Consider the following 20,371-nt stretch of genomic DNA (forward strand, 5'->3'; position numbering starts at 1 on the left):
GAGATCTACACATAGTGGTAGTCGTCGGCAGCGTCAGATGTGTATAAGAGACAGCCGCGTGGTCTCGGCCGACGGGCACCCGATCGCCGGGACGTCGGAGTTCGAGACCACGTCGGGCCGGTCCGTGGAGCAGGTGGCCCAGGTGCAGGACGACGAGTCGTTCCTGCACCGTCACGCCGAGCACCTCTGGTGGGCCGTCGGCGGTGGCCTGGTGGCTGTCGGCCTCATCCTGTGGCCGCTCGTCCGCCGACGCAGCGAGGTCGACTCGTGAGCGTCGTGCGGTCGAGCGCGGCGGCGTTCCTCGTCGCCGCCGCGGCCTGCGTCGCCGCCCTGAGCCTGGGCGGCGGCGCGCCGCAGCCCGTGCCCGAGGGTCTGCCCGACCCGGGGCAGCTGGTCGGCTGGGGCCTGCCGCTGCTCAGTGTCGTCTCCGACGCCCTGCTGGTCGTGCTCATCGGGCTCCTGCTCGCTGCGGTGTTCCTCCTCCCGTCGTCGAGCGACGTCGTGCAGGGCCTCAGCGTCGACGCGGTGCGTGGGGCCGCCCGCGCTGCCGCGGCGTGGTCGGTGGTGGGGGTCGCGCTCTACGTCCTCACCGTCGCGGACGTGTTCGCCCGCACGATCGGGTCGATCACCTTCCCGCTGCTCACCGAGCTGGCGAGCACGTCCACGGGCGGCGTGGTGCTGCTCCAGGTGGTGGTCGGCGCCGTGGCATGGGGCGTCCTGCGGTGGACGATCTCCGTCCGTGCCTTGGCGATCGGGCTCGGCATCGTCCTCGCCTCCCTCGTGCCCGTCTCGTTCGCCGGTCACTCCGCGTCGTCGGGCTCGCACGACCTCGCGGCGCTGAGCCTCCTGCTGCACCTCGTGGGCGTCTGCCTGTGGGTCGGCGGCCTCGTCGCCCTGACCTGGGTGGCGTGGCGGGGGAGCAAGCGACTCACGCCTGCGCTCCGTCGCTTCTCCAGCCTCGCGCTGTGGGCCTTCGTGATCGTCGGTGTCTCGGGCGTGGTGAACGCCGCCGTGCGCCTGCGCAGCGTCTCCGACGTCGTCGGCACCGGGTACGGACAGCTCGTCATGGCCAAGGTCGTGGCGCTCGTGCTCCTCGGCTGGTTCGGCTGGGTCCAGCGACGACGCCTCGCGGACCGCGACGCGGGCTTCCTGCCGGTCGCCGCCTCCGAGGTGCTGCTGATGGCCGCGACGATCGGGCTGGCGGTGGCGCTCTCGCGGACACCCACCCCGGTGGGGGACATCCTCACGACGCCGGCACAGGAGCTCATCGGCGGTCCGATCCCGCCGGCGCCCGATGCCTGGCGCCTCGCCTGGGGGTGGTCCGCCAACGGTCTCGGGCTGACGATCGTCGGGCTGGGCGCTGCGCTGTACCTGCGTGGGCTGTGGACGCTGCGCCGTCGCGGTGTCCACTGGCCGGTGGGACGCACGATCTCCTGGTTCGTCGGGCTCCTCGTCGTCGCCTGGTCCACGCTCGGTGGCCTGGGGGTGTACTCCCACGTGCTGTTCAGCGCCCACATGGTCTCCCACATGCTGCTCTCGATGGTGGCGCCGATCTTCCTGGTGCTCGCCGCGCCGGTGACCCTCGCCCTGCGCACCCTTCCGGGACCGCGCCAGCCGGGTGACGTCTCGCCCCGCACCCTGCTGACGTCGTTCCTGCACTCACGCCTCATGACGTTCCTGACCCATCCCGTCGTGGGGCCGGCCCTGTTCGTCGGCAGCCTCTACGCGCTGTACTTCACCCCGCTGTTCGGGTACCTCATGCGTGAGCACTGGGGCCACACGGCCATGGAGGTGCACTTCCTGCTCGTGGGCTCGCTCTTCTACTACGTGATCATCGGGGTCGACCCCTCGCCGCGTCGCCTCCCACCGCTCGCGCGGTTCGGGACGATGCTCGTGACACTGCCGTTCCACGCGTTCTTCTCGATCGCGATCATGTCGTCGGCGACGGTCCTCGCCGCGTCGTACTGGACGACGCTCGAGCGGCCCTACAGCACCGACCTGCTGGCCGACCAGTACCTCGGCGGCAGCATCTCGTGGGCGCTCGGCGAGGTCCCGCTGATCCTGGTGATGATCGCCCTCCTCGCGCAGTGGTTCCGCTCCGACCAGCGCGAGGCCCGACGTCTGGACCGGAAGGCCGACCGCGACGGCGACGCCGAGCTCGCGGCGTACAACGCCCGACTGCAGGACCTCGCCGCCCACGGCAAGCGGCGCGACCCGGACGCCTGACGCCCCCCAGGCCCGCCCGCCCAAGCCCGGACGCCCAGCCCCGGAGACGAGGGAGACCAGGTCTCAGAAGATGACCTGGCCGCCGCTCGTGGCTGCCGCGAAGCGCTCCTGGGCGTCGGCCCAGTTCGCGATGTTCCAGAACGCCTTGACGTAGTCGCCCTTGACGTTGAGGTAGTCGAGGTAGAACGCGTGCTCCCACATGTCGAGCTGGGAGACCGGGATCAGCGTGGCCGGGATGTTGGCCTGCTGGTCGTACAGCTGCACGATGACGAGCTTCTGTCCGAGCGTGTCCCAGGCCGTGATGGCCCAACCCGATCCCTGGATGCCCAGGGCCGTGGCCTCGAACTGCGCCCGGTAGGCGTCGAACGAGCCGAAGTTGTCGTCGATCGCCGCGGCGAGCTCGCCGGTCGGCTTGTCGCCGCCGTCGGGGGAGAGGTTCTTCCAGAAGATCGAGTGGTTGATGTGGCCGCCGAGGTTGAACGCGAGGTTCTTCTCGAGCAGGTTGATCGTGTCGTAGGACCCGGCCGCGCGGGACTCCTCGAGCTTCTCGAGGGCCGTGTTGAGGCCGTTCACGTAGTTCTGGTGGTGCTTGCTGTGGTGCAGCTCCATGATCTTGCCGGAGATGTGCGGATCGAGTGCGCCGTAGTCGTAGGGCAGCTCGGGCAGGGTGTAGTCGGCCACGCGTCCTCCTAGGTCGGGGCACACGTGGTGCCCGCGGTTACGAATCTGGTCGTGCTCGTTCAGTCTGTCAGTCGCTCCCGCAGGCGCAAGAGCGGCCCGCCATGCGGACGCGCCGAGGTTTCGTCGCGCCGGTCCGGGAGGTCCCCGTCCGTGCGGTGCGATGCCCTAGGCTGATCCCCGCGATGACGGAGCAGCAGGAGGATCGACGTGGGTGAGGACAGGGTCCTGACGATCCCGAACCTGCTCAGCGTGGTCCGGATCGTCCTGCTGCCGGTCTTCCTCTGGCTGGTGCTGGTGCCCGAGGCCGACGTGCTGGCCCTGCTCGTGCTCGTGGTTTCCGGCGTCACCGACTACCTCGACGGCAAGCTCGCCCGGCGCCTGAACCAGACCTCCAAGATCGGCGCGATCCTCGACCCCGTCGCCGACCGGCTGTACATCCTCGCCGTGGTGGTCGGTCTCGCACTCCGCGACATCATCCCGTGGTGGCTGGCGGTCATGCTGCCCCTGCGCGACGTCTTCCTGTTCAGCCTCGTGCCGTTCCTGCGCACCCGGGGCTACAGCTCCCTGCCGGTGCACTTCCTCGGCAAGGCCGCCACGGCGGGTCTGCTCTACGCCTTCCCCCTCCTCCTGCTGGGCGACGGCAGCGGCACCGTCGCCGACCTCGCCGACGTCTTCGGCTGGGCCTTCGCCATCTGGGGCGTCGGTCTCTACTGGTGGGGCGGGGTGCTGTACGCCTTCCAGGTGCGCCGTCTGCTGGCCACCACCGAGCGCGTCCCGCGCTGAGGTCGCTGCGTGTCCGCCGTCCGTCCCGCCGAGAACCTGCTGGAGCAGGTGGCCGAGAACGCCCTCGACGACGACTACTACGTCGTGCGGGCGGGAGAGCCGTACGGCGACCGTTCCGCGACGACACCTGCGGTGGGGGTCGTCGTGGCGGTCCTGGCCGCGCTGCTGACCATCACGGCGGTCCAGACGCAGAACGACCGGCCCGGGTCCGACCTCGAGCGACGCACCCTCGCCGCCGACGTGGCGGACCGACGTGACGTGCTCGCCGCCCGCCAGGGTGCCGCCGAGGCGTTGCGCGACCAGGTCGCCGCCCTGCAGGGCGGCGCCGGCGCCGAGACCTCGACCGACGTCGCCTCCGACACGGTGCTCGCCGGGGGCAGGGCGCTGCGCGGCACGGCGCTCGTGGTGACCATGGCGGGGAGCCCGGACGGCGAGCGCGCGGGGCGTCTGACGGTGCAGGACCTGCTGACCGTCGTGAACGGGCTCTGGTACGCCGGTGCCGAGGCGATCTCCGTCGGAGGCCAGCGCCTGACCTCGGAGTCGGCGATCAGCAGCATCGACGGCAACCTCACCGTCAACTTCTCGCGCATCGAGGTCCCGGTGCGCATCGTCGCCCTGGGCGACGGGGCTTCCCTGCGCTCCCGGCTGGAGTCCAACCCCGCCGGACGGTACCTCGCAGGTCGGGCCGACAGCGCCGGCATCTCCGTGGGCATGGCACCATCGGACGACGAGGAGGTGCCGTCCGCACCAGAGGAGCAGACGGACCTGCGGCGCGCCGAGCCGCTTCCGGCGTCGGCGGACGACGCGCGAGGGGAGGGCTGAGCATGATCCCGGTGCTCGGACTCGTGGTCGGCGTGGCACTCGGGCTGTTCCTGCAGCCGGAGGTGCCGTTGTGGCTGCAGCCGTACCTGCCCATCGCGATCGTCGCCGCCCTCGACGCCGTCGTGGGCGCGCTGCGTGCACTCGGCGAGCGACGCTTCGACGACCGGGTCTTCGTGGTGTCCTTCATCTCCAACGTGTTCATCGCCGGCTTCATGGTCTTCCTCGGCGACCAGCTCGGCGTGGGCTCGCAGCTGTCGACCGGCGTGATCGTGGTGCTGGGCATCCGCATCTTCGCGAACGCGGCAGCCATCCGGCGCAGGATCTTCCATGCCTGAGCCCGACGACGCCGCGCCCGTCGCCCAGGAGTCCGGCAACCGGTTCGCGTCGCAGGCCGTGGTGGCCCTGCTGGTGGGTGCCCTGGCGTTCGGGGTCACCGTCCAGGTCCGCCAGGACGACTCGACCGACTACGGGTCGCTGCGGGGCGTCGAGCTCGTCGAGCTGCTCAAGTCGGTGGACGTCGCGAACGAGCGGCTCGCCGCCCAGATCGACGACCTGACCGCTACCCGCGACCGGCTCCTGAGCTCACGCGGCGACTCCGGAGAGGCCGAGGACGTGGCGCGCCAGCGTGCCGAGCAGCTCGCGGTGCTCGCCGGCTCCATCGGCGCCACGGGCCCGGGCGTCCGGCTCAGCATCGACGACGCCGACGGCGTGGTCGACGCGGGGCTGGTGCTCGACGTGCTCCAGGAGCTGCGCGAGGCGGGGGCCGAGGCGATCGTGGTGAACGAGACGGCGCGCGTCGTGGCGCAGACCTACGTGCTCGACGACGAGGACGGCCTGCGGGTCGGGGGACGGCAGGTGACCAGTCCGTACGTGATCGACGTGATCGGTGATCCCGGCACCCTGGACGAGGCGGCGTCGTTCCGTGGCGGCATCATCGACATCCTCCGCGCCCGCGGCGCCCAGGCCTCGGTGGCCCGTCGCGACACGATCACCATCACGGCCCTGGCTGACGTCAAGACCCCCGAGTACGCTCGTCCCGACGTCGGCGGCTCGTGAACCGGCGCCGCACCACCCTCACGACCCCACACCCCACCACGGCACTGACCAGGAGCGACGCGTGATCCCTGAGGACCTGTACTACAGCGAAGAGCACGAGTGGGTGCGCGTCGAGGGCGACGTCCTGGTCGTGGGGATCACCGACTTCGCGCAGGACCAGCTCGGCGACATCGTGTTCGTCGACCTTCCCGACGTGGGCGACGACGTCCAGTCCGGGTCCGTCGTGGGCGAGCTCGAGTCCACGAAGTCGGTCAGCGACATCTTCTGCCCGGTCGACGGCGAGGTGGTGGCCCGCAACGAGAGCCTCGAGGGGGCGTCGGAGGTCATCAACACCGATCCCTACGGCGAGGGGTGGTTGTTCAAGGTCCGCCCCGCCGACGACGACCCCACCGAGGCCCTGCTCGGCCCCGAGCAGTACACCGCACTCGTCTCGTCCTGACCTTCGCCGAGGGGCCCTGGGCGACCGTCCACGGGTGCTAGGTTGGACACCTGACCCTCGACCTCGGGGTCAGACCTGGTCCGACCGTCCAGCGCACGCCCCGAACACGCCCAGAACACGCACAGCCAGGAGTGATCCGATGTCCTCGCCCGGTCCCGAGCACGGCAACATCCCGGACGAGACGACGCACATCCCGTTGATCGACGCCGACACCGAGGAGATGTCCTCGACCGACGTCGCCGCGGTCGAGAACCTGCCGCTGGGCAGTGCGATGCTGCTCGTCCAGCGTGGCCCGGGTGCCGGCGCACGGTTCCTGCTCGACACCGAGAAGGTCTCGGTCGGACGTCACCCCGACAGCGACATCTTCCTGGACGACATCAGCGTCTCGCGGCGTCACGCCGTGTTCGCCCGCGCGGGCCAGGGCTACGTCGTGAGCGACCTCGGCAGTCTGAACGGCACCTACGTGAACCGCGACCGCATCGACGGCGACGTCACGCTCGGCGGTGGCGACGAGGTCCAGATCGGCAAGTACCGGCTCATCTACTTCGCCGGCGCGCAGCGAGGCCAGGCGTGACCCAGCCGCTGCCCGAGCTCGCGCGGCTCGGCATCGGCAAGGTCCTCGCCGAGCTCCGCGAGGAGTTCCCGTCGCTCACGATCAGCAAGATCCGCTACCTCGAGCGCGAGGGTCTGCTGGAGCCCGAGCGGACCCCGTCGGGCTACCGCAAGTTCTCCTTCGACGATGTGGAGCGGCTGCGCTTCGTGCTGCGTCAGCAGAAGCGGTACTGGCCGCTGAGCGCGATCCGTCAGGCCCTCGACGAGATGGACCGGGGCCTGGTCCCGCAGACCGACATCGACGGCAACATCCGCGTGCCCGACGTCTCCAGCGACGCCGACGGCCTGCCCACGCCCGCGGCGTTCCTCGAGGGACGCAGCCGGGTGCGGTTGAGCCGGGCCGAGGTGCTGGAGAGCTCCGGGGCCACCGAGGAGCTGCTCGAGCAGGTCGAGCAGCACGGGCTGCTGACCCGTCGCCCCGGCCAGAGCGCCTACGACGGAGACGACCTCGTGGTCGTCGACGCGGTGGTCCGGCTGGCCTCCCTCGGGGTCGAGCCGCGCCACCTGCGCGCGGTCGTCACCGCCGCCGAGCGCGAGTCCGACCTGCTGGCCCGCGTGGTGCCGGAGCGTCGTCGGCGCGAGGACAAGGCGGCCGCCGCCGAGCAGCTCGGTGAGCTGGCCGCCCTCACCATGCGCCTGCACACCGTGCTGCTGCGCCACCACCTCCGGGACTGACGCCGTGCGTGAGCTCGACGTGGTCGGCGTCCGGGTGGAGATGCCCACGAACCAGCCGCTCGTGCTGCTGCGCGAGAGCGACGGCGTGCGCTACCTGCCGATCTGGATCGGCGCGGTCGAGGCGTCGGCCATCGCCTTCGCCCAGCAGGGCGACGCGACGCCCCGCCCCCTGACGCACGAGCTGATGCAGCGGGTGGTGGAGGTGCTGGGCGACGAGCTCGACGAGGTGCGCATCACCGACGTGCAGGACGGCGTCTTCTACGCCTCGCTCGTCTTCGGCTCGGGCGCGACGGTCGACGCCAGGCCGTCGGACTCCATCGCGCTGGCCCTGCGGACGGGTGCGCGGATCGTGTGTGCCGAGGACGTCCTGGACGAGGCCGGCATCGCCTCGACCACCGACGAGGACCAGCAGGTGGAGCGGTTCCGCGCGTTCCTGGACGACGTCGAGCCCGAGGACTTCGCCTGAGCGGTCGGACGACCGGATCAACCCTCAACCCTCGCGTGAGGGTTGCGACACGCCGGTGAACGCCGATGTGATTGACCGGGGGCACCCGCGGGCCTACCGTGAGACCACTGCCGCAAGCGAACACCGTTGTAGTTTCGCCGAGGTGGTCTTTCTTCTCCCCATCTGGAAGGCCAGACCCATGATCGAGCGACGCGACGACGCCCCGGCTGCTGCGGAGGCCGCCGAGGCCGCTGCGCAGGCCGGCGACCAGGGTCTGCTGTTCACCGACGACCTGGAGCCGCTGCCCCGCAACACCGGGTTCCGTGGCCCGACGGCCTGCAGCGCTGCCGGCATCACCTACCGCCAGCTCGACTACTGGGCACGCACCAAGCTCGTGGAGCCGACCGTGCGGTCGGCCACCGGCTCGGGCACGCAGCGGCTGTACTCCTTCAAGGACATCCTGCTGCTCAAGATCATCAAGCGACTGCTCGACGCGGGTGTCTCGCTGCAGCAGATCCGGACGGCGGTCGAGCACCTGCGCGAGCGCGGCACCGACGACCTCACCCAGGTCACGCTCATGAGCGACGGTGCGAGCGTCTACGAGTGCCGTTCCGCCGACGAGGTCATCGACCTCCTCCAGGGCGGTCAGGGCGTCTTCGGCATCGCCATCGGCGGTGTCTGGAAGGAGATCGAGGGCACGCTGCACGAGCTGCCGAGCGAGCTCTCCGTCTCCGACGACATCGCTGCCGACGAGCTCGCCGCCCGGCGCAGGGCTCGTCTGTCCAGCTGACGGCCCGCCTGGCCGCTCACGCGTGCCGTCGCTGGTACCGTGGGCGTGCTGTCGAGCACGCGTGGGAGAGATCGCCCAGGCGGCGCCGAAGGGGCAATTCCTCCCCGGAACCTCTCAGGCACCACGGACCACGCGGACAAGGCGACCCTGAAGCACCCGTTCCGGCGGGCGTGACAGGTGGGGAGGGACCCAGTCGACGACCCCTGGAGCCCTCACATGTCCTCTGACAGCCCCTCCTCCGACGGCACCGCCCTTCCCGACCGGCCGCAGGCGGTCCCGGCGGCCCTCCGCCGCGACACCGACCACTTCGTCGACCGTCACATCGGACCGCGCGCGAGCGACCAGCAGGCCATGCTCGCCCGGATCGGCCACGACTCCCTCGACTCGCTCATGCGGGCCGCGGTGCCGGAGAGCATCCGCGCCTCGGCTCCACCCGCGCTCCCCGAGGCCCTGGGGGAGCCGGAGGCGCTCGCGACCCTCAAGGCCCTCGCGGCGCGCAACAACCCCGGCGTCTCCATGATCGGGCTCGGGTACCACCCGACGGTCACGCCGGCCGTGATCCGCCGCAACGTCCTCGAGGACCCCGCCTGGTACACGGCCTACACCCCCTACCAGCCCGAGATCTCGCAGGGACGGCTCGAGGCGCTGCTCAACTTCCAGACGATGGTCGCCGACCTCACCGGTCTGTCCACGGCCAACGCCTCCCTCCTCGACGAGGGAACGGCCGCCGCCGAGGCCATGACGCTGGTGCGCCGCGCCGCGCGGGGCAAGGACCTGCGCCCCCTCGTGCTCGACTCGCGCCTGCTGCCGCAGACGATCGCCGTGGTGCGCACCCGTGCGGAGGCCCTCGACATCGAGCTGCTCGACGCCGACCTGGGCGTCGACGACGTGCCGGCCGACGTGGCGGGCGCGATCATCGCCTACCCGGCCGCCGACGGCGCCGTGACCGACCCCAGCCGCGCCATCGAGGCGGTGCACGCCGCCGGAGGGCTCGCCGTCGTCGTGGCCGACCCGCTCGCGCTCGTCCTGCTGCGCTCGCCGGGGTCGCTCGGTGCCGACGTCGTCGTCGGGTCGTCCCAGCGCTTCGGGGTGCCGATGTTCTACGGCGGACCGCACGCCGGCTTCATGGCGGTGCGCGACGGGCTGGAGCGACACCTGCCGGGTCGACTCGTGGGTGTCTCGGTCGACAAGGCGGGCCGACCCGCCTACCGGCTCGCGCTGCAGACGCGGGAGCAGCACATCCGCCGGGAGAAGGCGACGTCGAACATCTGCACCGCCCAGGTGCTGCTCGCCGTCACGGCGTCGATGTACGCGGTCTACCACGGTGGGGAGGGCCTGCGGCGGATCGCCGAGCACGTGCACACCACGGCCGCCACGCTCGCGGCCGGCCTGGTGGCCGGTGGCATCGAGGTGCTCCACGAGTCCTTCTTCGACACGGTCGTGGCCCGGGTGCCCGGCGAGGCGGACGCCGTCGTGGGCCGGGCTCGCGCCGAGGGGCTGCACCTGCGGCGCGTGGACACCGACCACGTGGCGGTGAGCACGTCGGAGGTGACCACCCTCGGCCACCTGCAGACCGTCTGGCGGGCCTTCGGGGCCGACACGTCGCACACGGCGCCCGCCCCGGCAGCCCTGCCCGACGCCCTGCGGCGCGACGACGCGATCCTGACGCACCCGGTGTTCTCCGAGCACCGCAGCGAGACGCAGCTGCTGCGCTACCTGCGCACGCTGAGCGACCGCGACTACGCGCTCGACCGCGGGATGATCCCGCTCGGCTCGTGCACCATGAAGCTCAACGCCACCGCCGAGATGGAGCCGATCAGCTGGCCCGGATTCGCCGACCTGCACCCCTTCGTCCCGGCCGAGGACGCCGCCGGCATGATCGAGCTCGTCGAGACGCTCGAGTCCTGGCTCGCGAGCGTCACCGGCTACGCGGCGATCTCGGTGCAGCCGAACGCCGGGTCCCAGGGCGAGCTGGCCGGTCTGCTGGCCATCCGGGCGTGGCACCGCAGCAACGGCGACGAGGCCCGCGACGTCTGCCTGATCCCGAGCTCGGCGCACGGCACGAACGCCGCCTCGGCCGTCATGGCCGGCATGCGCGTGGTCATCGTCAAGGCCACCGAGGCCGGCGAGGTCGACCTCGAGGACCTGCGCCGCACCTGTGCCGAGCACGCCGACGACCTCGCCGCGATCATGGTCACCTACCCGTCGACCCACGGGGTCTACGAGGACGGCATCACCGAGCTGTGCGACGTGGTCCACGCCGCCGGTGGCCAGGTCTACGTCGACGGCGCCAACCTCAACGCCCTGCTGGGCCATGCGGAGCCGGGCGCCTTCGGCGGCGACGTGTCGCACCTGAACCTGCACAAGACCTTCTGCATCCCGCACGGCGGTGGTGGACCGGGGGTGGGCCCGGTCGCCGTGGCCGAGCACCTCGTCCCATTCCTGCCGAGCCACCCGCTGCACCCGGTCGCGGCGCGCCGTGAGGGGATCGGGGCCATCAGTGCCGCCCCGTACGGGTCCGCCGGCATCCTGCCCATCCCGTTCGCGTACGTGTCGATGATGGGGGCGCAGGGACTGACCGACGCCACGTCGGTGGCCGTGCTGTCGGCCAACTACGTCGCCGCCCGGCTGAGGGACGCCTTCCCGGTGCTCTACACCGGACGGTCCGGGCTGGTGGCCCACGAGTGCATCCTCGACCTGCGCGGCATCGCCAAGCAGACCGGGGTGAGCGTGGACGACGTGGCCAAGCGGCTCGTGGACTACGGCTTCCACGCCCCCACGATGAGCTTCCCGGTGGCCGGCACCCTGATGGTCGAGCCCACCGAGTCCGAGGACCTGGCCGAGCTGGACCGCTTCTGCGACGCGATGCTCGCGATCCGCGCCGAGATCGACCAGGTCGCGGCAGGGGAGTGGCCCGAGGGCGACAACCCGCTCGCCCAGGCGCCGCACGCCGCCCGTGAGCTGCTCGACTGGCAGCACGCCTACCCGATCGCCACGGGCGTGTTCCCGACCGGCAGCACCCAGGACAAGTACTTCCCGCCGGTGGGCCGCATCGACCAGGCCTACGGCGACCGCAACCTGGCCTGCTCGTGCCCGCCGATCGAGGCCTTCGCCTGACGGCCCCGGGACCTCAGCGTCGGTCGGCCGTGTCGTCCCACCACCGGACGACCCGGTCGACGACGACGGCGGGGTGACGCACCCACTGCACGTGGTCGGTGGTGCCGCCCTCGGGGGTGGCGTCCTGCGTGTACACCCAGCGGGTGACCGCCGACGGCTCGCAGAACAGCTCGATGAAGCGCTTGTTGGCCGCCGACACGGCGTAGGCGTCGGCCTGCAGGTGCACGACGAAGGTGGGCGTCGACACCGGGGACGAGGCGTCGAACGGTGGCTCGCCGGTGCGCACGAAGTGCGCCCACTCCCGCATGAGCGTGGCGGCGCCGGGTGCGCCGAACGCAGGCTTGGGCAGGTGCCCCAGGACCCGGGCCAGGACGGGGATGGCCGAGGCGAACGCCAGCATCGGCAACCCTCCGTAGGGGTAGTACCGGTGGTGCGGGACGGAGGCGCCGACGAGCACGAGTCCGTCGGCGGTGCGTCCCGGGTCGGCGCTGCCCTGCAGGCCGATCGCGAGCTGGGCCCCGAGGCTGTGGCCCAGCAGGAGGACGGGGCGCTCGGGGTCCTCGCGGCGCGCGGCCGAGACCGCGTCAGCGAGGTCGGCGATCTCGTCGCCGTAGGACCAGTCGGCCGAGCGGGAGGCGACCGGGGTGTCCGGCTCGAACCCGCGCCGGCCGAGCGCGCGCGCCTGCCACCCCACGGCCTCGAAGGCGGCGACGAGCGGCCGGTAGAAGCGCGACGGCACGGCCATGGCGGGGGAGACGAGCACGATCGGGTCGGACACGAACGTCATCGTGACGTACCGCGTCGACCGGCCTGCCGCCAGGGTCGACCAGGGGCCTCGAGCCTCAGGCGTCCATCTGGGCGACCGGGTCGGTCGTCGGGGCCGGCGACCCTCCGTCGGGCTCGACGGTGACGGCGAACGCGTCGGCGCCGCTGATCGACTTCGCGTACATCATCCCGGCTCCGCGTCCGAGGACGCCGACCGAGCGCGGGACGCCGTCGTGCATCGCCCAGACCTGGTAGACGTGGTCGTCGTCGAGCGTCTCGAGATCGGTGCCCATGACGACGGCCGCGTCGTGCGACGGCGAGGCGACGATGCGCATCGTGCCACCGGTGCGCACGCTCCCGTCCAGCATGGTCGCGTCGTCAGCCACCATGACCGCGCTGATGCCGGCGGTGTCGGCCCGCAGGTCCTCGGCCCGGTCGTGCTCGACGAGGTACCCACCGACGGACACCGCGGCCACCAGGAACGACGCCGCGACCAGCAGACGGGGCACGGCTCGCCGCACCCGGCTGTGCTGGGCGATCGACGTGACCACGGGCCGCTCCTGGGCGGTGGTGGCGACCTCGGCCAGGAGCCGGTCGCGCAGGGCGAGCGGCGGGTTGTCGGCCTCGGCCTCGGCCAGGCGCACAGCAGTCAGGTGGAAGCCGCGGAGCTCCTGCCTGCACTCGGCACACTGGTCGAGGTGGGCCTCGAAGCGGCCCCGCTCGTGGGGGTCGAGGGCATCGAGCGCGTACGGCGCGGCGAGTCCGTGCAGATCGGTGGTCATGAGGCCTCCACCCCGAGGCAGTCGCGCAGGCGGATCAGCCCGTCGCGCATGCGGGTCTTGACGGTGGCCGGGTTGGCGTCGAGCACCTGGGCGACCTCCGCGTACGTGTATCCCTGGTAGTAGGCGAGGGTCACGGCCTCGCGCTGCAGGTCGGTGAGTCCCTCCAGGCAGCGACGCACCTGCTCGTGCTCGAGCCGCACCGTGACGGTCTCGAGCACCTGGTCGTGGTCGACGCCGGGGGACCAGTCGTAGCTGTTCTCACGGTTGGTGGCCGCCTGGTCGTGCCGGACGGCGTCGACAGCGCGGCGGTGGGCCAGGGTGAGCACCCAGCTCTTGGCGCTGCCACGGGCCGGGTCGAACCGGGCGGCGGTCTGCCAGACCTGGAGGAACACCTCCTGGGCGACCTCCTCGGCCCGTGCGGGGTCACGGATCACCCGGCGGGCCATCCCGAACACGGTGGCACCGAGGGCGTCGTAGAGCGCGGCGAAGGCCGCCTCGTCCCCTCGTGCGACGAGGACCAAGAGGTCGTCGGGCTCGACGGGTTCCTGGGACTCGGGAACGGCGGCGAGCCGATCGGCTGCTGACTGGCTCATGCGCGACTCCTTCCCGAACAAGCTTCTACGTGCCATTCGCGGCTGCCTTCGAGTCGGATGGGTGGTGCAGGGGAGGAGTTCTCACGACATCCTAGGCGGGGCCCTCCGCTCGCCCTGCGACCGTGGTCCCGCTGTGCCACCGTGGTCGCATGGACGCCGAGCAGCGATCGGGTCGCCTGGACGATGTGCACGTCCCCCAGCGGCCGAGGGCCGTCGTGCTGATGCTGCACGGAGGCCGGCAGCAGAGCGAGGAGCCCGTGCGCGACCGGCACGCGAGCTGGTGGCGGATGGCCCTGCTGTCCAAGGCGTTCGCGCGCACCGCTCGTCGCGAGCACCTGGCGGTGCACCTGCTGCAGTACCGCGCCCGCGGGTGGAACGACGCGGCCCGCCCGTGGCCCGTGGCCGACGCGCGCTGGGCGCTCACGGAGCTGCGCGAGCGGCACGGCGACCTGCCGGTCGTCCTCGTCGGGCACTCCATGGGTGGGCGCACCGCGTGCCGCGCGGCCGACGACCCCTCGGTGGTCGGCGTCGTCGCCCTGGCGCCGTGGCTGCCGCAGGGTGAGCCCGTCGGCGCGCTGGCAGGGCGTGCCCTGCACGTCCTGCACGGCACGATGGACCGGTGGACGTCGGCACGGCTCAGCGTCGACTACGTGGAGCGTGCTCGCCGGGTGGCCACCGAGGCCACCTGGGAGTCGCTCGCCGGCGCCGGGCACTACATGTTCCGGCGGGTGCGGGCCTGGAACGGCTTCGTGGAAGACTCGGTGCTGCGGATCGTCGGCGCACGAGCGGACGGCCGCCACGACCACGACGACGACGCCACCAGAGGACCAGCCTGACGTGACCGACACGATCGCCTACGGCGTGGCACTCCTCGCGACCGTGGTGGCCGTGTTCGCGGCGGGCCACACGGTCCGGGACGCCCCGTTCGGGAACCCGCTCTTCTACGCCGTCGCCGTGCTGGAGGTCGTGCTCCTCGTGGTGATGGTCGGGGCCTTCGTGGCGCTGGCCGGCACGGACCGCGACGTCGCGGGTGGACTCTTCGTCTCCTACCTCGTGACCGTCGTGGTGATCCCGCCGGCGGCGGTCCTCTGGGGGATCGCCGAGAAGAGTCGCTGGGGCACGGGGGTCGTCGTGGTGGCGCTCCTCACCGTGGCCGCCCTCATGGTGCGGCTCCTGGGCATCTGGAAGGGAACCTATGTCTGAGTCGTCCGTCCCGTCGCCGGGTCGCACGTCCACCGGGCCGGGCCGCGCCCTCGTCGCCGTCTACGCGGTCTTCGCCGTCGCGGCCACGGCGCGGTCGGTCTACCAGCTCCTCGTGAAGGCCGACGAGGCCCCGGTGGCCTACGCGCTCTCCGCCGTCGCCGGTCTCGTCTACGTCGTCGCGACCGTGGCGCTCGCGACGGACCGGCACCGGCTGGCCGTCGCTGCCGTGGGGTTCGAGCTGGTGGGGGTCCTCGGCGTCGGCGTGCTGTCGCTCGTCGACGGTGCGCTGTTCCCCGACCAGACGGTGTGGTCCGACTTCGGTGCCGGGTACGGGTACATCCCCCTGGTGCTGCCGTTCGTGGGCCTGTGGTGGCTGTACCGCACCGCGGGTCCGGCTCAGGACAGGCCGCAGGCCGACCGCACGTAGTCGAGGATCGCGGTCCGGCGCTGCCGGTCGAGCGGCAGGACGAAGGTGGTCCCGTCGGGCAGACCGGGAGCGGAGACCTCGACGGGGACGAGGCGACCCACCTTGTCCTCGGCGATCGCGTGCGGGTCGCAGCGCGCCGGCTCGAGGACGAGGTCGGCGCGCACCGGGGCGCCACCGATCGCCACGTCGGTCGCGGACCCACGGGTGGGCCGGACGAGCGGGGTGGGGCGGTAGCCCACGAGCCGGACCGCGCTTGCCCGGTCGCGCGGCGTGAGCGTGACCGGGATGCGCAGTCCACCGTCGTCCTCCACCGGCAGGCCGACGTCCATCCGCGCGGCCCGTTCCAGGGTCGCGCGGGCGCAGTCACCGTCCAGGACCCGCGTCACGGCCCCGTAGCGGTCCTCGACGGCGAGGGTGGACCGTCGTTCACCGTCGTCATCGACCCGGTAGGTCAGGGTCACGGTGTAGCGCGTCGTGGCACCGCACCGCCCACGGGGGAGCGTGACGACCACGTCGGTGTCGTACCCCGCTCCCACCGTCTCGGTGCCGGTCCAGACGACGGCGCGGGAGCGGCTGGAGGTCAGCACCAGGTCGGAGACGACGAGGTTGCGGTCGCTGCGGTGGCTGATCCGCACGAACGCCGCACGGTCCTGGCGCTGCATGCGGCCCTGGTCGACGAGGGCACTCACGCCGTCGGGCAGTGGAGCGTCCTGCGGGTCCGGGCTGCAGGCCGGGAGGAGGGCGGCGAGCAGCGTGACCCCACCGACGACGGCGACGCGGGCGGACCTCATGTCGTCATGGTGACGCGTGCTGGGGGTCGTGTCAGGCGGTCCAGTCGGGTGAGAGCCGCACGACCTCGCCCACGACGGTGACGGCGGGGGAGCGGACTCCCCGCTCGACACAGAGGTCGGCGATCGTGCCGAGGGTGCCGACGGTCGTGCGCTGGTCGGGGGCGAAGCCACGCTCGACGACGGCCACGGGCGTGCCGGGCGCGTGTCCCGCCGTCACGAGGCTGTGGGCGCTCTCGGCGAGCCGGCGCACGCCCATGAGCATCACGATCGTGTGGCCCGGGGAGACGGGCAGCTCTCCGAGCTCGTCGTGGGCCGTGACCACGCTGAACCCCGTCGCCACGCCGCGGTGGGTCACCGGGATGCCGGCAGCCGCCGGGACGGCGATCGCGCTCGTGACCCCGGGGACGACCTCCACGTCCACCCCGGCGGCCTCGCAGGCCAGGCGCTCCTCGCCGCCCCGACCGAGCACGTAGGGATCGCCGCCCTTGAGCCGCACGACGACCTTGCCGGCGCGGGCGTGCTCGACGAGGAGCCGGTTGATCTCGTCCTGCGGGACCGGGTGGTGGTCGGGCAGCTTGCCCACGTCGATCACCTCGACGTCGGCCGGCAGCTCCGCGAGCACGTCGAGCGGGGCGAGCCGGTCGACGACGACGACGTCGGCCGCGGCGAGGAGACGCCGCCCGCGGGTGGTCAGGAGGTCGGCGCTGCCCGGGCCTCCGCCCACGAGGGCCACGAAGCCCTCGGGGTGGTGGGTCCGGTGCCGCAGGGGGAGGTCGCCGGACTGCAGGGCCGCCGCGACGGCGTCGCGCAGCGTGGACGCCCGACGGGCGTCGCCACCGCCGCTGACGGCGACGTGCACGTCGTCGACCGCGGCGACGGCCGGCATCCAGGCGGTGGCCCCGTCGGGGTCGCCCCCCTTCAGGCACCACACGCGTGCCTGCTCGGCATCGGCGGCCACCTGGTCGTCGACCGGGCTGTCGGTGGCGGTCTGCACGAGCCAGGCGCCGTCGAGGTCGCCCGGGCGGTACCCACGCTCGATCCAGGCCAGTCGGCCCTCGACCGCGAGCTCCCGGATGCGTGCGCTGACGGTGGGGGAGACCACCACGAGGTCGGCCTCGGCCGCCAGCAGGGCGTGGACCCGCCGGGTCGCCACGTTGCCGCCCCCGACGACCACCACACGGCGTCCCTCGGGGCGCAGGGTGAGCGGCAGCGGCATGATCAGAGCGCGGCGGTCGCGAGCAACGCGTCGCCGACCATGCCGGCCGCGAGCGTCGTGCCGTCCTGGGCGTCGACGAGCAGGAACGAGCCACCTGCACGGGCGTGCAGGTACTCCTCGGCCGGGACGGGCGAGGCCAGCCTCAGGCGCACGTGGCCGATGTCGTTGAGCTCCAGACGGTCGGCCGCGTCGAGGCTGGCGGTCTCGAGGTCGAGCCGGCCGGTGATCTCGGTGACCATCGCCTGCACCGTCCTGGTGCCGTGCTTCACGAGGACCTTCGTCCGCGGCGCCAGCGAGTGGTCGGCGAGCCAGGCGATCGTGCCGTCCACGTCCTGGGTGAGCGACGGGACGCTGCGTGAGGTGACGATGAGGTCCCCGCGCGCGACGTCGACGTCGTCGGTGAGCCGCAGGGTGACGGACTGCGGCGCGAACGCCTCCGTCAGCTCGCCGTCGGCCGTGTCGATCGCGGCGACGGTGCTCGTGCGGCCGCTCGGCAGCACCGTGACCGGGTCGCCCGGGCGGACGAGACCCGACGCGATCTGGCCCGCGTACCCGCGGTAGTCGCGGTGCTCCTCGCCGCCGGCCACCTGGGGCCGGATGACGAGCTGGACGGGGAAGCGCAGCGGCTCGGAGTGCGGCTCGCCCGCGGGAGACAGCGTCTCCAGGAACGTGAGGAGGCTCGGGCCGTCGTACCAGGGGGTGCGCACCGACCTCTCGACGACGTTGTCGCCGTCGAGGGCGGACACGGGGATCGTGGTGACGTCGGTGAGTCCCAGGGACGCCGCCGACGTGACGACCTCGTGCGCGACGCGCTCGTAGGTGGCCTCGTCGAAGCCGACCAGGTCGATCTTGTTGACCACCACGACCACGTGCGGCACCCGCAGCAGCGAGGCGACCGCGAGGTGCCGACGGGTCTGCTCCTGCAGCCCCTTGCGCGCGTCGACGAGCAGCACCACGACGTCGGCCGTGCTGGCGCCGGTGACGGTGTTGCGCGTGTACTGCACGTGGCCCGGGCAGTCGGCCAGGATGAACGACCGCTCGGCCGTCGCGAAGTACCGGTAGGCCACGTCGATCGTGATGCCCTGCTCGCGCTCCGAGCGCAGGCCGTCGGTCAGCAGCGCCAGGTCGGCGGAGGCGAGGCCGCGGTCGCGGCTGACCCGCTCGACGGCGTCGAACTGGTCGGCGAGCACCGACTTGGAGTCGTAGAGGAGCCGACCGACGAGCGTCGACTTGCCGTCGTCGACGGAGCCGGCCGTGGCGAGGCGGAGAAGCGTGCGCATCAGAAGTACCCCTCCTTCTTGCGGTCCTCCATGGCGGCCTCGGACGCGCGGTCGTCGGCCCGGGTGGCTCCGCGCTCGGTCAGACGCGTGGCCGCGACCTCGACGACGACGTCGTCGACGGTGGCGGCGTCGCTCTCGACCGCACCGGTGCAGGACATGTCGCCGACGGTGCGGTAGCGCACCAGGCGCCGCTCGACGGTCTCGCCGGGCCGCGGTTGCGAGACGTCGCTGACGCTGACGAGCATCCCGTCGCGCTCGAACACGTCGCGCTCGTGGGCGTAGTAGAGCTCCGGCAGCGCGATGTCCTCGGCGGCGATGTACTGCCAGACGTCGAGCTCGGTCCAGTTGCTCAGCGGGAAGACCCGCACGTGCTCACCCGGGCGGTGGCGGCCGTTGTAGAGGTTCCACAGCTCGGGACGCTGGTTGCGAGGGTCCCACTGGCCGAACTCGTCGCGCAGGCTGAACACCCGCTCCTTGGCGCGGGCCTTCTCCTCGTCGCGACGGCCACCGCCGAAGACCGCGTCGAACTTGTGGTCCGTGATCCCGTCGAGCAGCGGCTGGGTCTGCAGCTGGTTGCGGGTGCCGTCGCTGCGCTCGCGAAGTCGGCCGTCGTCGATGTAGTCCTGCACCGACGCGACCTCGAGGCGCAGGCCGAGCCGCTCGACGGTGGCGTCGCGGAACGCGAGCACCTCGGGGAAGTTGTGCCCCGTGTCGACGTGCATGACCGGGAACGGCACCGGCGCCGGCCAGAAGGCCTTCGTGGCCAGGTGCAGCATGACGACCGAGTCCTTGCCGCCGGAGAAGAGCAGCACGGGTCGCTCGAACTCCGCCGCCACCTCGCGGATGATGTGGATGGCCTCGGACTCCAACCAGGAGAGCTGGTCGAGCCGGTAGGTCGGGCGGCCGGCCGTGCCGGGCGCGTCGTCGACGACGGTCATGCGTTCCTTCTCGATCTCGGCGGTCGTGCGGGGGCGCTCACGTGTGCAGACCGCACTCGGTCTTGTCGACGCCGGCCCAGCGGCCGGCGCGGGGGTCCTCGCCCGGGGCGACCCGGCGGGTGCACGGCGCGCACCCGATGGAGGGGTAGCCGTCGTTGACGAGCGGGTTGACGATCACGTCGTGCTCGTCGGCGTAGGCGAGCACCTCGTCGAAGGTCCACCCTGCGAGCGGGTTGACCTTGACCAGCTGGTTCTTCTCGTCCCAGGTGACGAGGGGCGTCTCGGCCCGCGTCGGGCCCTCGTCGCGACGGACGCCCGTGATCCACACCTCGTACTCGCCGAGGGTGCGGGTGAGGGGCTCGACCTTGCGCAGGTGGCAGCAGAGGCCCGGGTCGCGGGCGAACAGGTCCTTGCCGTGCTCGGCGTCCTGCTCGGCCACGCTCTGGCGCGGCATGACGTCGACGATCGTGAGCTCCATGGACGACTCGACGGCGTCGCGGGTGCCGATCGTCTCGGCGAAGTGGTACCCGGTCTCGAGGAACAAGGTGTCGACCCAGGGCAGGTGCTGCGCGACCACGTGGGGGAGCACCGCGTCGGCCATGGAGCAGGCGACGGCCGTGCGGTAGCCGAACTCCTCCGCGACCCAGGCGAGCACCGCGCGGGTGCCGTCCGGGCCGGCCGGCTGGTCGGCGAACCGGGCCTCGGCCCGCTCGGCGACGGCGCGCAGGGC

The 20,371-nt window shown here is 72.3% G+C and carries 24 protein-coding genes and 1 riboswitch; of the genes, 15 read left to right on the top strand and 9 right to left on the bottom strand.

Going from position 1 to position 20,371, the window contains the following annotated elements:
* The first annotated feature begins 37 nt into the window (after window positions 1–37).
* Together NUV38_RS16250 and NUV38_RS16255 are read left to right on the top strand one after the other, a co-directional pair.
* Entirely contained in the window at window positions 38–271 is a 234-nt protein-coding gene (locus NUV38_RS16250; RefSeq protein ID WP_257730115.1) for a copper resistance protein CopC, read from the top strand.
* Window positions 268–2,226, top strand: coding sequence for a bifunctional copper resistance protein CopD/cytochrome c oxidase assembly protein (locus tag NUV38_RS16255; RefSeq protein ID WP_257730116.1), 1,959 nt, complete (start codon window positions 268–270; stop codon window positions 2,224–2,226). The genes NUV38_RS16250 and NUV38_RS16255 overlap by 4 nt, the downstream gene beginning before the upstream one ends.
* A 63-nt stretch (window positions 2,227–2,289) precedes the next feature.
* On the opposite strand, the gene NUV38_RS16260 is transcribed toward NUV38_RS16255, so the two are convergent.
* Window positions 2,290–2,907 (bottom strand): superoxide dismutase, encoded by a 618-nt coding sequence (locus NUV38_RS16260; protein WP_257730117.1) that lies wholly within the window; start codon window positions 2,905–2,907, stop codon window positions 2,290–2,292.
* A 207-nt stretch (window positions 2,908–3,114) separates the two neighbouring features.
* On the opposite strand from NUV38_RS16260, the gene NUV38_RS16265 reads away from it, so the two are divergent.
* The 10 genes from NUV38_RS16265 to gcvP all read left to right on the top strand — a co-directional run bounded on the left by NUV38_RS16265 (window position 3,115) and on the right by gcvP (window position 11,646).
* Window positions 3,115–3,690 (top strand): CDP-alcohol phosphatidyltransferase family protein, encoded by a 576-nt coding sequence (locus tag NUV38_RS16265; RefSeq protein ID WP_257730118.1) that lies wholly within the window; start codon window positions 3,115–3,117, stop codon window positions 3,688–3,690.
* Between the two features lie 9 nt (window positions 3,691–3,699).
* Window positions 3,700–4,512: a DUF881 domain-containing protein gene (locus NUV38_RS16270; protein ID WP_257730119.1), complete on the top strand. Its 813-nt coding sequence runs from the start codon at window positions 3,700–3,702 to the stop codon at window positions 4,510–4,512.
* 2 nt (window positions 4,513–4,514) lie between these two features.
* Window positions 4,515–4,847 carry a small basic family protein gene (locus tag NUV38_RS16275; RefSeq protein WP_055968355.1) on the top strand — a complete coding sequence of 111 codons (333 nt, stop codon included), beginning with the start codon at window positions 4,515–4,517 and terminating at the stop codon, window positions 4,845–4,847.
* Entirely contained in the window at window positions 4,840–5,568 is a 729-nt protein-coding gene (locus NUV38_RS16280; RefSeq protein WP_257730120.1) for a DUF881 domain-containing protein, read from the top strand. The genes NUV38_RS16275 and NUV38_RS16280 overlap by 8 nt, the downstream gene beginning before the upstream one ends.
* 61 nt (window positions 5,569–5,629) lie before the next feature.
* Window positions 5,630–6,007 (top strand): glycine cleavage system protein GcvH, encoded by a 378-nt coding sequence (gcvH, locus tag NUV38_RS16285; RefSeq protein ID WP_257730121.1) that lies wholly within the window; start codon window positions 5,630–5,632, stop codon window positions 6,005–6,007.
* Between the two features lie 139 nt (window positions 6,008–6,146).
* Window positions 6,147–6,581 (top strand): FHA domain-containing protein, encoded by a 435-nt coding sequence (locus NUV38_RS16290; RefSeq protein WP_257730122.1) that lies wholly within the window; start codon window positions 6,147–6,149, stop codon window positions 6,579–6,581.
* The gene (locus NUV38_RS16295) at window positions 6,578–7,294 is read left to right on the top strand and encodes a MerR family transcriptional regulator (protein ID WP_257730123.1); all 717 of its coding nucleotides are present in this window, start codon (window positions 6,578–6,580) and stop codon (window positions 7,292–7,294) included. The genes NUV38_RS16290 and NUV38_RS16295 overlap by 4 nt, the downstream gene beginning before the upstream one ends.
* A 4-nt stretch (window positions 7,295–7,298) precedes the next feature.
* Window positions 7,299–7,760, top strand: a complete 462-nt coding sequence (locus tag NUV38_RS16300; protein WP_257730124.1) for a bifunctional nuclease family protein — start codon at window positions 7,299–7,301, stop codon at window positions 7,758–7,760.
* 178 nt (window positions 7,761–7,938) lie between these two features.
* Window positions 7,939–8,529, top strand: a complete 591-nt coding sequence (locus NUV38_RS16305; protein ID WP_257730125.1) for a MerR family transcriptional regulator — start codon at window positions 7,939–7,941, stop codon at window positions 8,527–8,529.
* 52 nt (window positions 8,530–8,581) lie between these two features.
* A riboswitch (glycine riboswitch) is annotated at window positions 8,582–8,670 on the top strand.
* Between the two features lie 75 nt (window positions 8,671–8,745).
* Complete coding sequence (gene gcvP, locus NUV38_RS16310) at window positions 8,746–11,646, top strand: aminomethyl-transferring glycine dehydrogenase (protein ID WP_374627518.1); 2,901 nt, start codon at window positions 8,746–8,748, stop codon at window positions 11,644–11,646.
* Window positions 11,647–11,659: 13 nt separating this feature from the next.
* On the opposite strand, the gene NUV38_RS16315 is transcribed toward gcvP, so the two are convergent.
* From NUV38_RS16315 to sigK, 3 genes are all read right to left on the bottom strand, one after another.
* The gene (locus tag NUV38_RS16315; RefSeq protein ID WP_257730126.1) at window positions 11,660–12,424 is read right to left on the bottom strand and encodes an alpha/beta fold hydrolase; all 765 of its coding nucleotides are present in this window, start codon (window positions 12,422–12,424) and stop codon (window positions 11,660–11,662) included.
* A gap of 64 nt (window positions 12,425–12,488) precedes the next feature.
* Window positions 12,489–13,193 (bottom strand): anti-sigma factor, encoded by a 705-nt coding sequence (locus NUV38_RS16320; RefSeq protein ID WP_257730127.1) that lies wholly within the window; start codon window positions 13,191–13,193, stop codon window positions 12,489–12,491.
* The gene (sigK, locus tag NUV38_RS16325) at window positions 13,190–13,786 is read right to left on the bottom strand and encodes an ECF RNA polymerase sigma factor SigK (RefSeq protein ID WP_257730128.1); all 597 of its coding nucleotides are present in this window, start codon (window positions 13,784–13,786) and stop codon (window positions 13,190–13,192) included. The genes NUV38_RS16320 and sigK overlap by 4 nt, the downstream gene beginning before the upstream one ends.
* A gap of 149 nt (window positions 13,787–13,935) precedes the next feature.
* Here sigK and NUV38_RS16330 point away from each other — a divergent pair, with 149 nt between their 5' ends.
* Genes NUV38_RS16330 through NUV38_RS16340 form a run of 3 tightly spaced genes read left to right on the top strand, consistent with a single transcriptional unit; the run spans window position 13,936 to window position 15,416 of the window.
* Entirely contained in the window at window positions 13,936–14,622 is a 687-nt protein-coding gene (locus NUV38_RS16330) for an alpha/beta hydrolase (protein WP_257730129.1), read from the top strand.
* Between the two features lies 1 nt (window position 14,623).
* Entirely contained in the window at window positions 14,624–14,989 is a 366-nt protein-coding gene (locus NUV38_RS16335) for a hypothetical protein (RefSeq protein ID WP_056554721.1), read from the top strand.
* Window positions 14,982–15,416, top strand: coding sequence for a hypothetical protein (locus tag NUV38_RS16340; RefSeq protein ID WP_257730130.1), 435 nt, complete (start codon window positions 14,982–14,984; stop codon window positions 15,414–15,416). Before NUV38_RS16335 ends, NUV38_RS16340 begins: the two co-directional genes overlap by 8 nt.
* On the opposite strand, the gene NUV38_RS16345 is transcribed toward NUV38_RS16340, so the two are convergent.
* From NUV38_RS16345 to NUV38_RS16365, 5 genes are read right to left on the bottom strand one after another with little or no spacing between them, the layout of a single operon-like run.
* Window positions 15,386–16,207, bottom strand: a complete 822-nt coding sequence (locus NUV38_RS16345) for a hypothetical protein (RefSeq protein ID WP_257730131.1) — start codon at window positions 16,205–16,207, stop codon at window positions 15,386–15,388. The genes NUV38_RS16340 and NUV38_RS16345 overlap by 31 nt on opposite strands.
* Window positions 16,208–16,238: 31 nt before the next feature.
* Window positions 16,239–17,423 (bottom strand): uroporphyrinogen-III C-methyltransferase, encoded by a 1,185-nt coding sequence (gene cobA, locus NUV38_RS16350; protein WP_257730132.1) that lies wholly within the window; start codon window positions 17,421–17,423, stop codon window positions 16,239–16,241.
* A 2-nt stretch (window positions 17,424–17,425) separates the two neighbouring features.
* The gene (locus NUV38_RS16355; protein WP_257730133.1) at window positions 17,426–18,703 is read right to left on the bottom strand and encodes a sulfate adenylyltransferase subunit 1; all 1,278 of its coding nucleotides are present in this window, start codon (window positions 18,701–18,703) and stop codon (window positions 17,426–17,428) included.
* Entirely contained in the window at window positions 18,703–19,641 is a 939-nt protein-coding gene (cysD, locus tag NUV38_RS16360) for a sulfate adenylyltransferase subunit CysD (RefSeq protein ID WP_056573172.1), read from the bottom strand. The genes NUV38_RS16355 and cysD overlap by 1 nt, the downstream gene beginning before the upstream one ends.
* Before the next feature lie 37 nt (window positions 19,642–19,678).
* A complete protein-coding gene (locus tag NUV38_RS16365) occupies window positions 19,679–20,368 on the bottom strand; it encodes a phosphoadenylyl-sulfate reductase (protein ID WP_257730135.1) in 690 nt (229 codons plus the stop codon).
* Window positions 20,369–20,371 lie beyond the last annotated feature (3 nt).

This window comes from Aeromicrobium sp. 50.2.37, assembly GCF_024655735.1.
In the GTDB taxonomy this organism is placed as follows: Bacteria; Actinomycetota; Actinomycetes; order Propionibacteriales; family Nocardioidaceae; genus Aeromicrobium.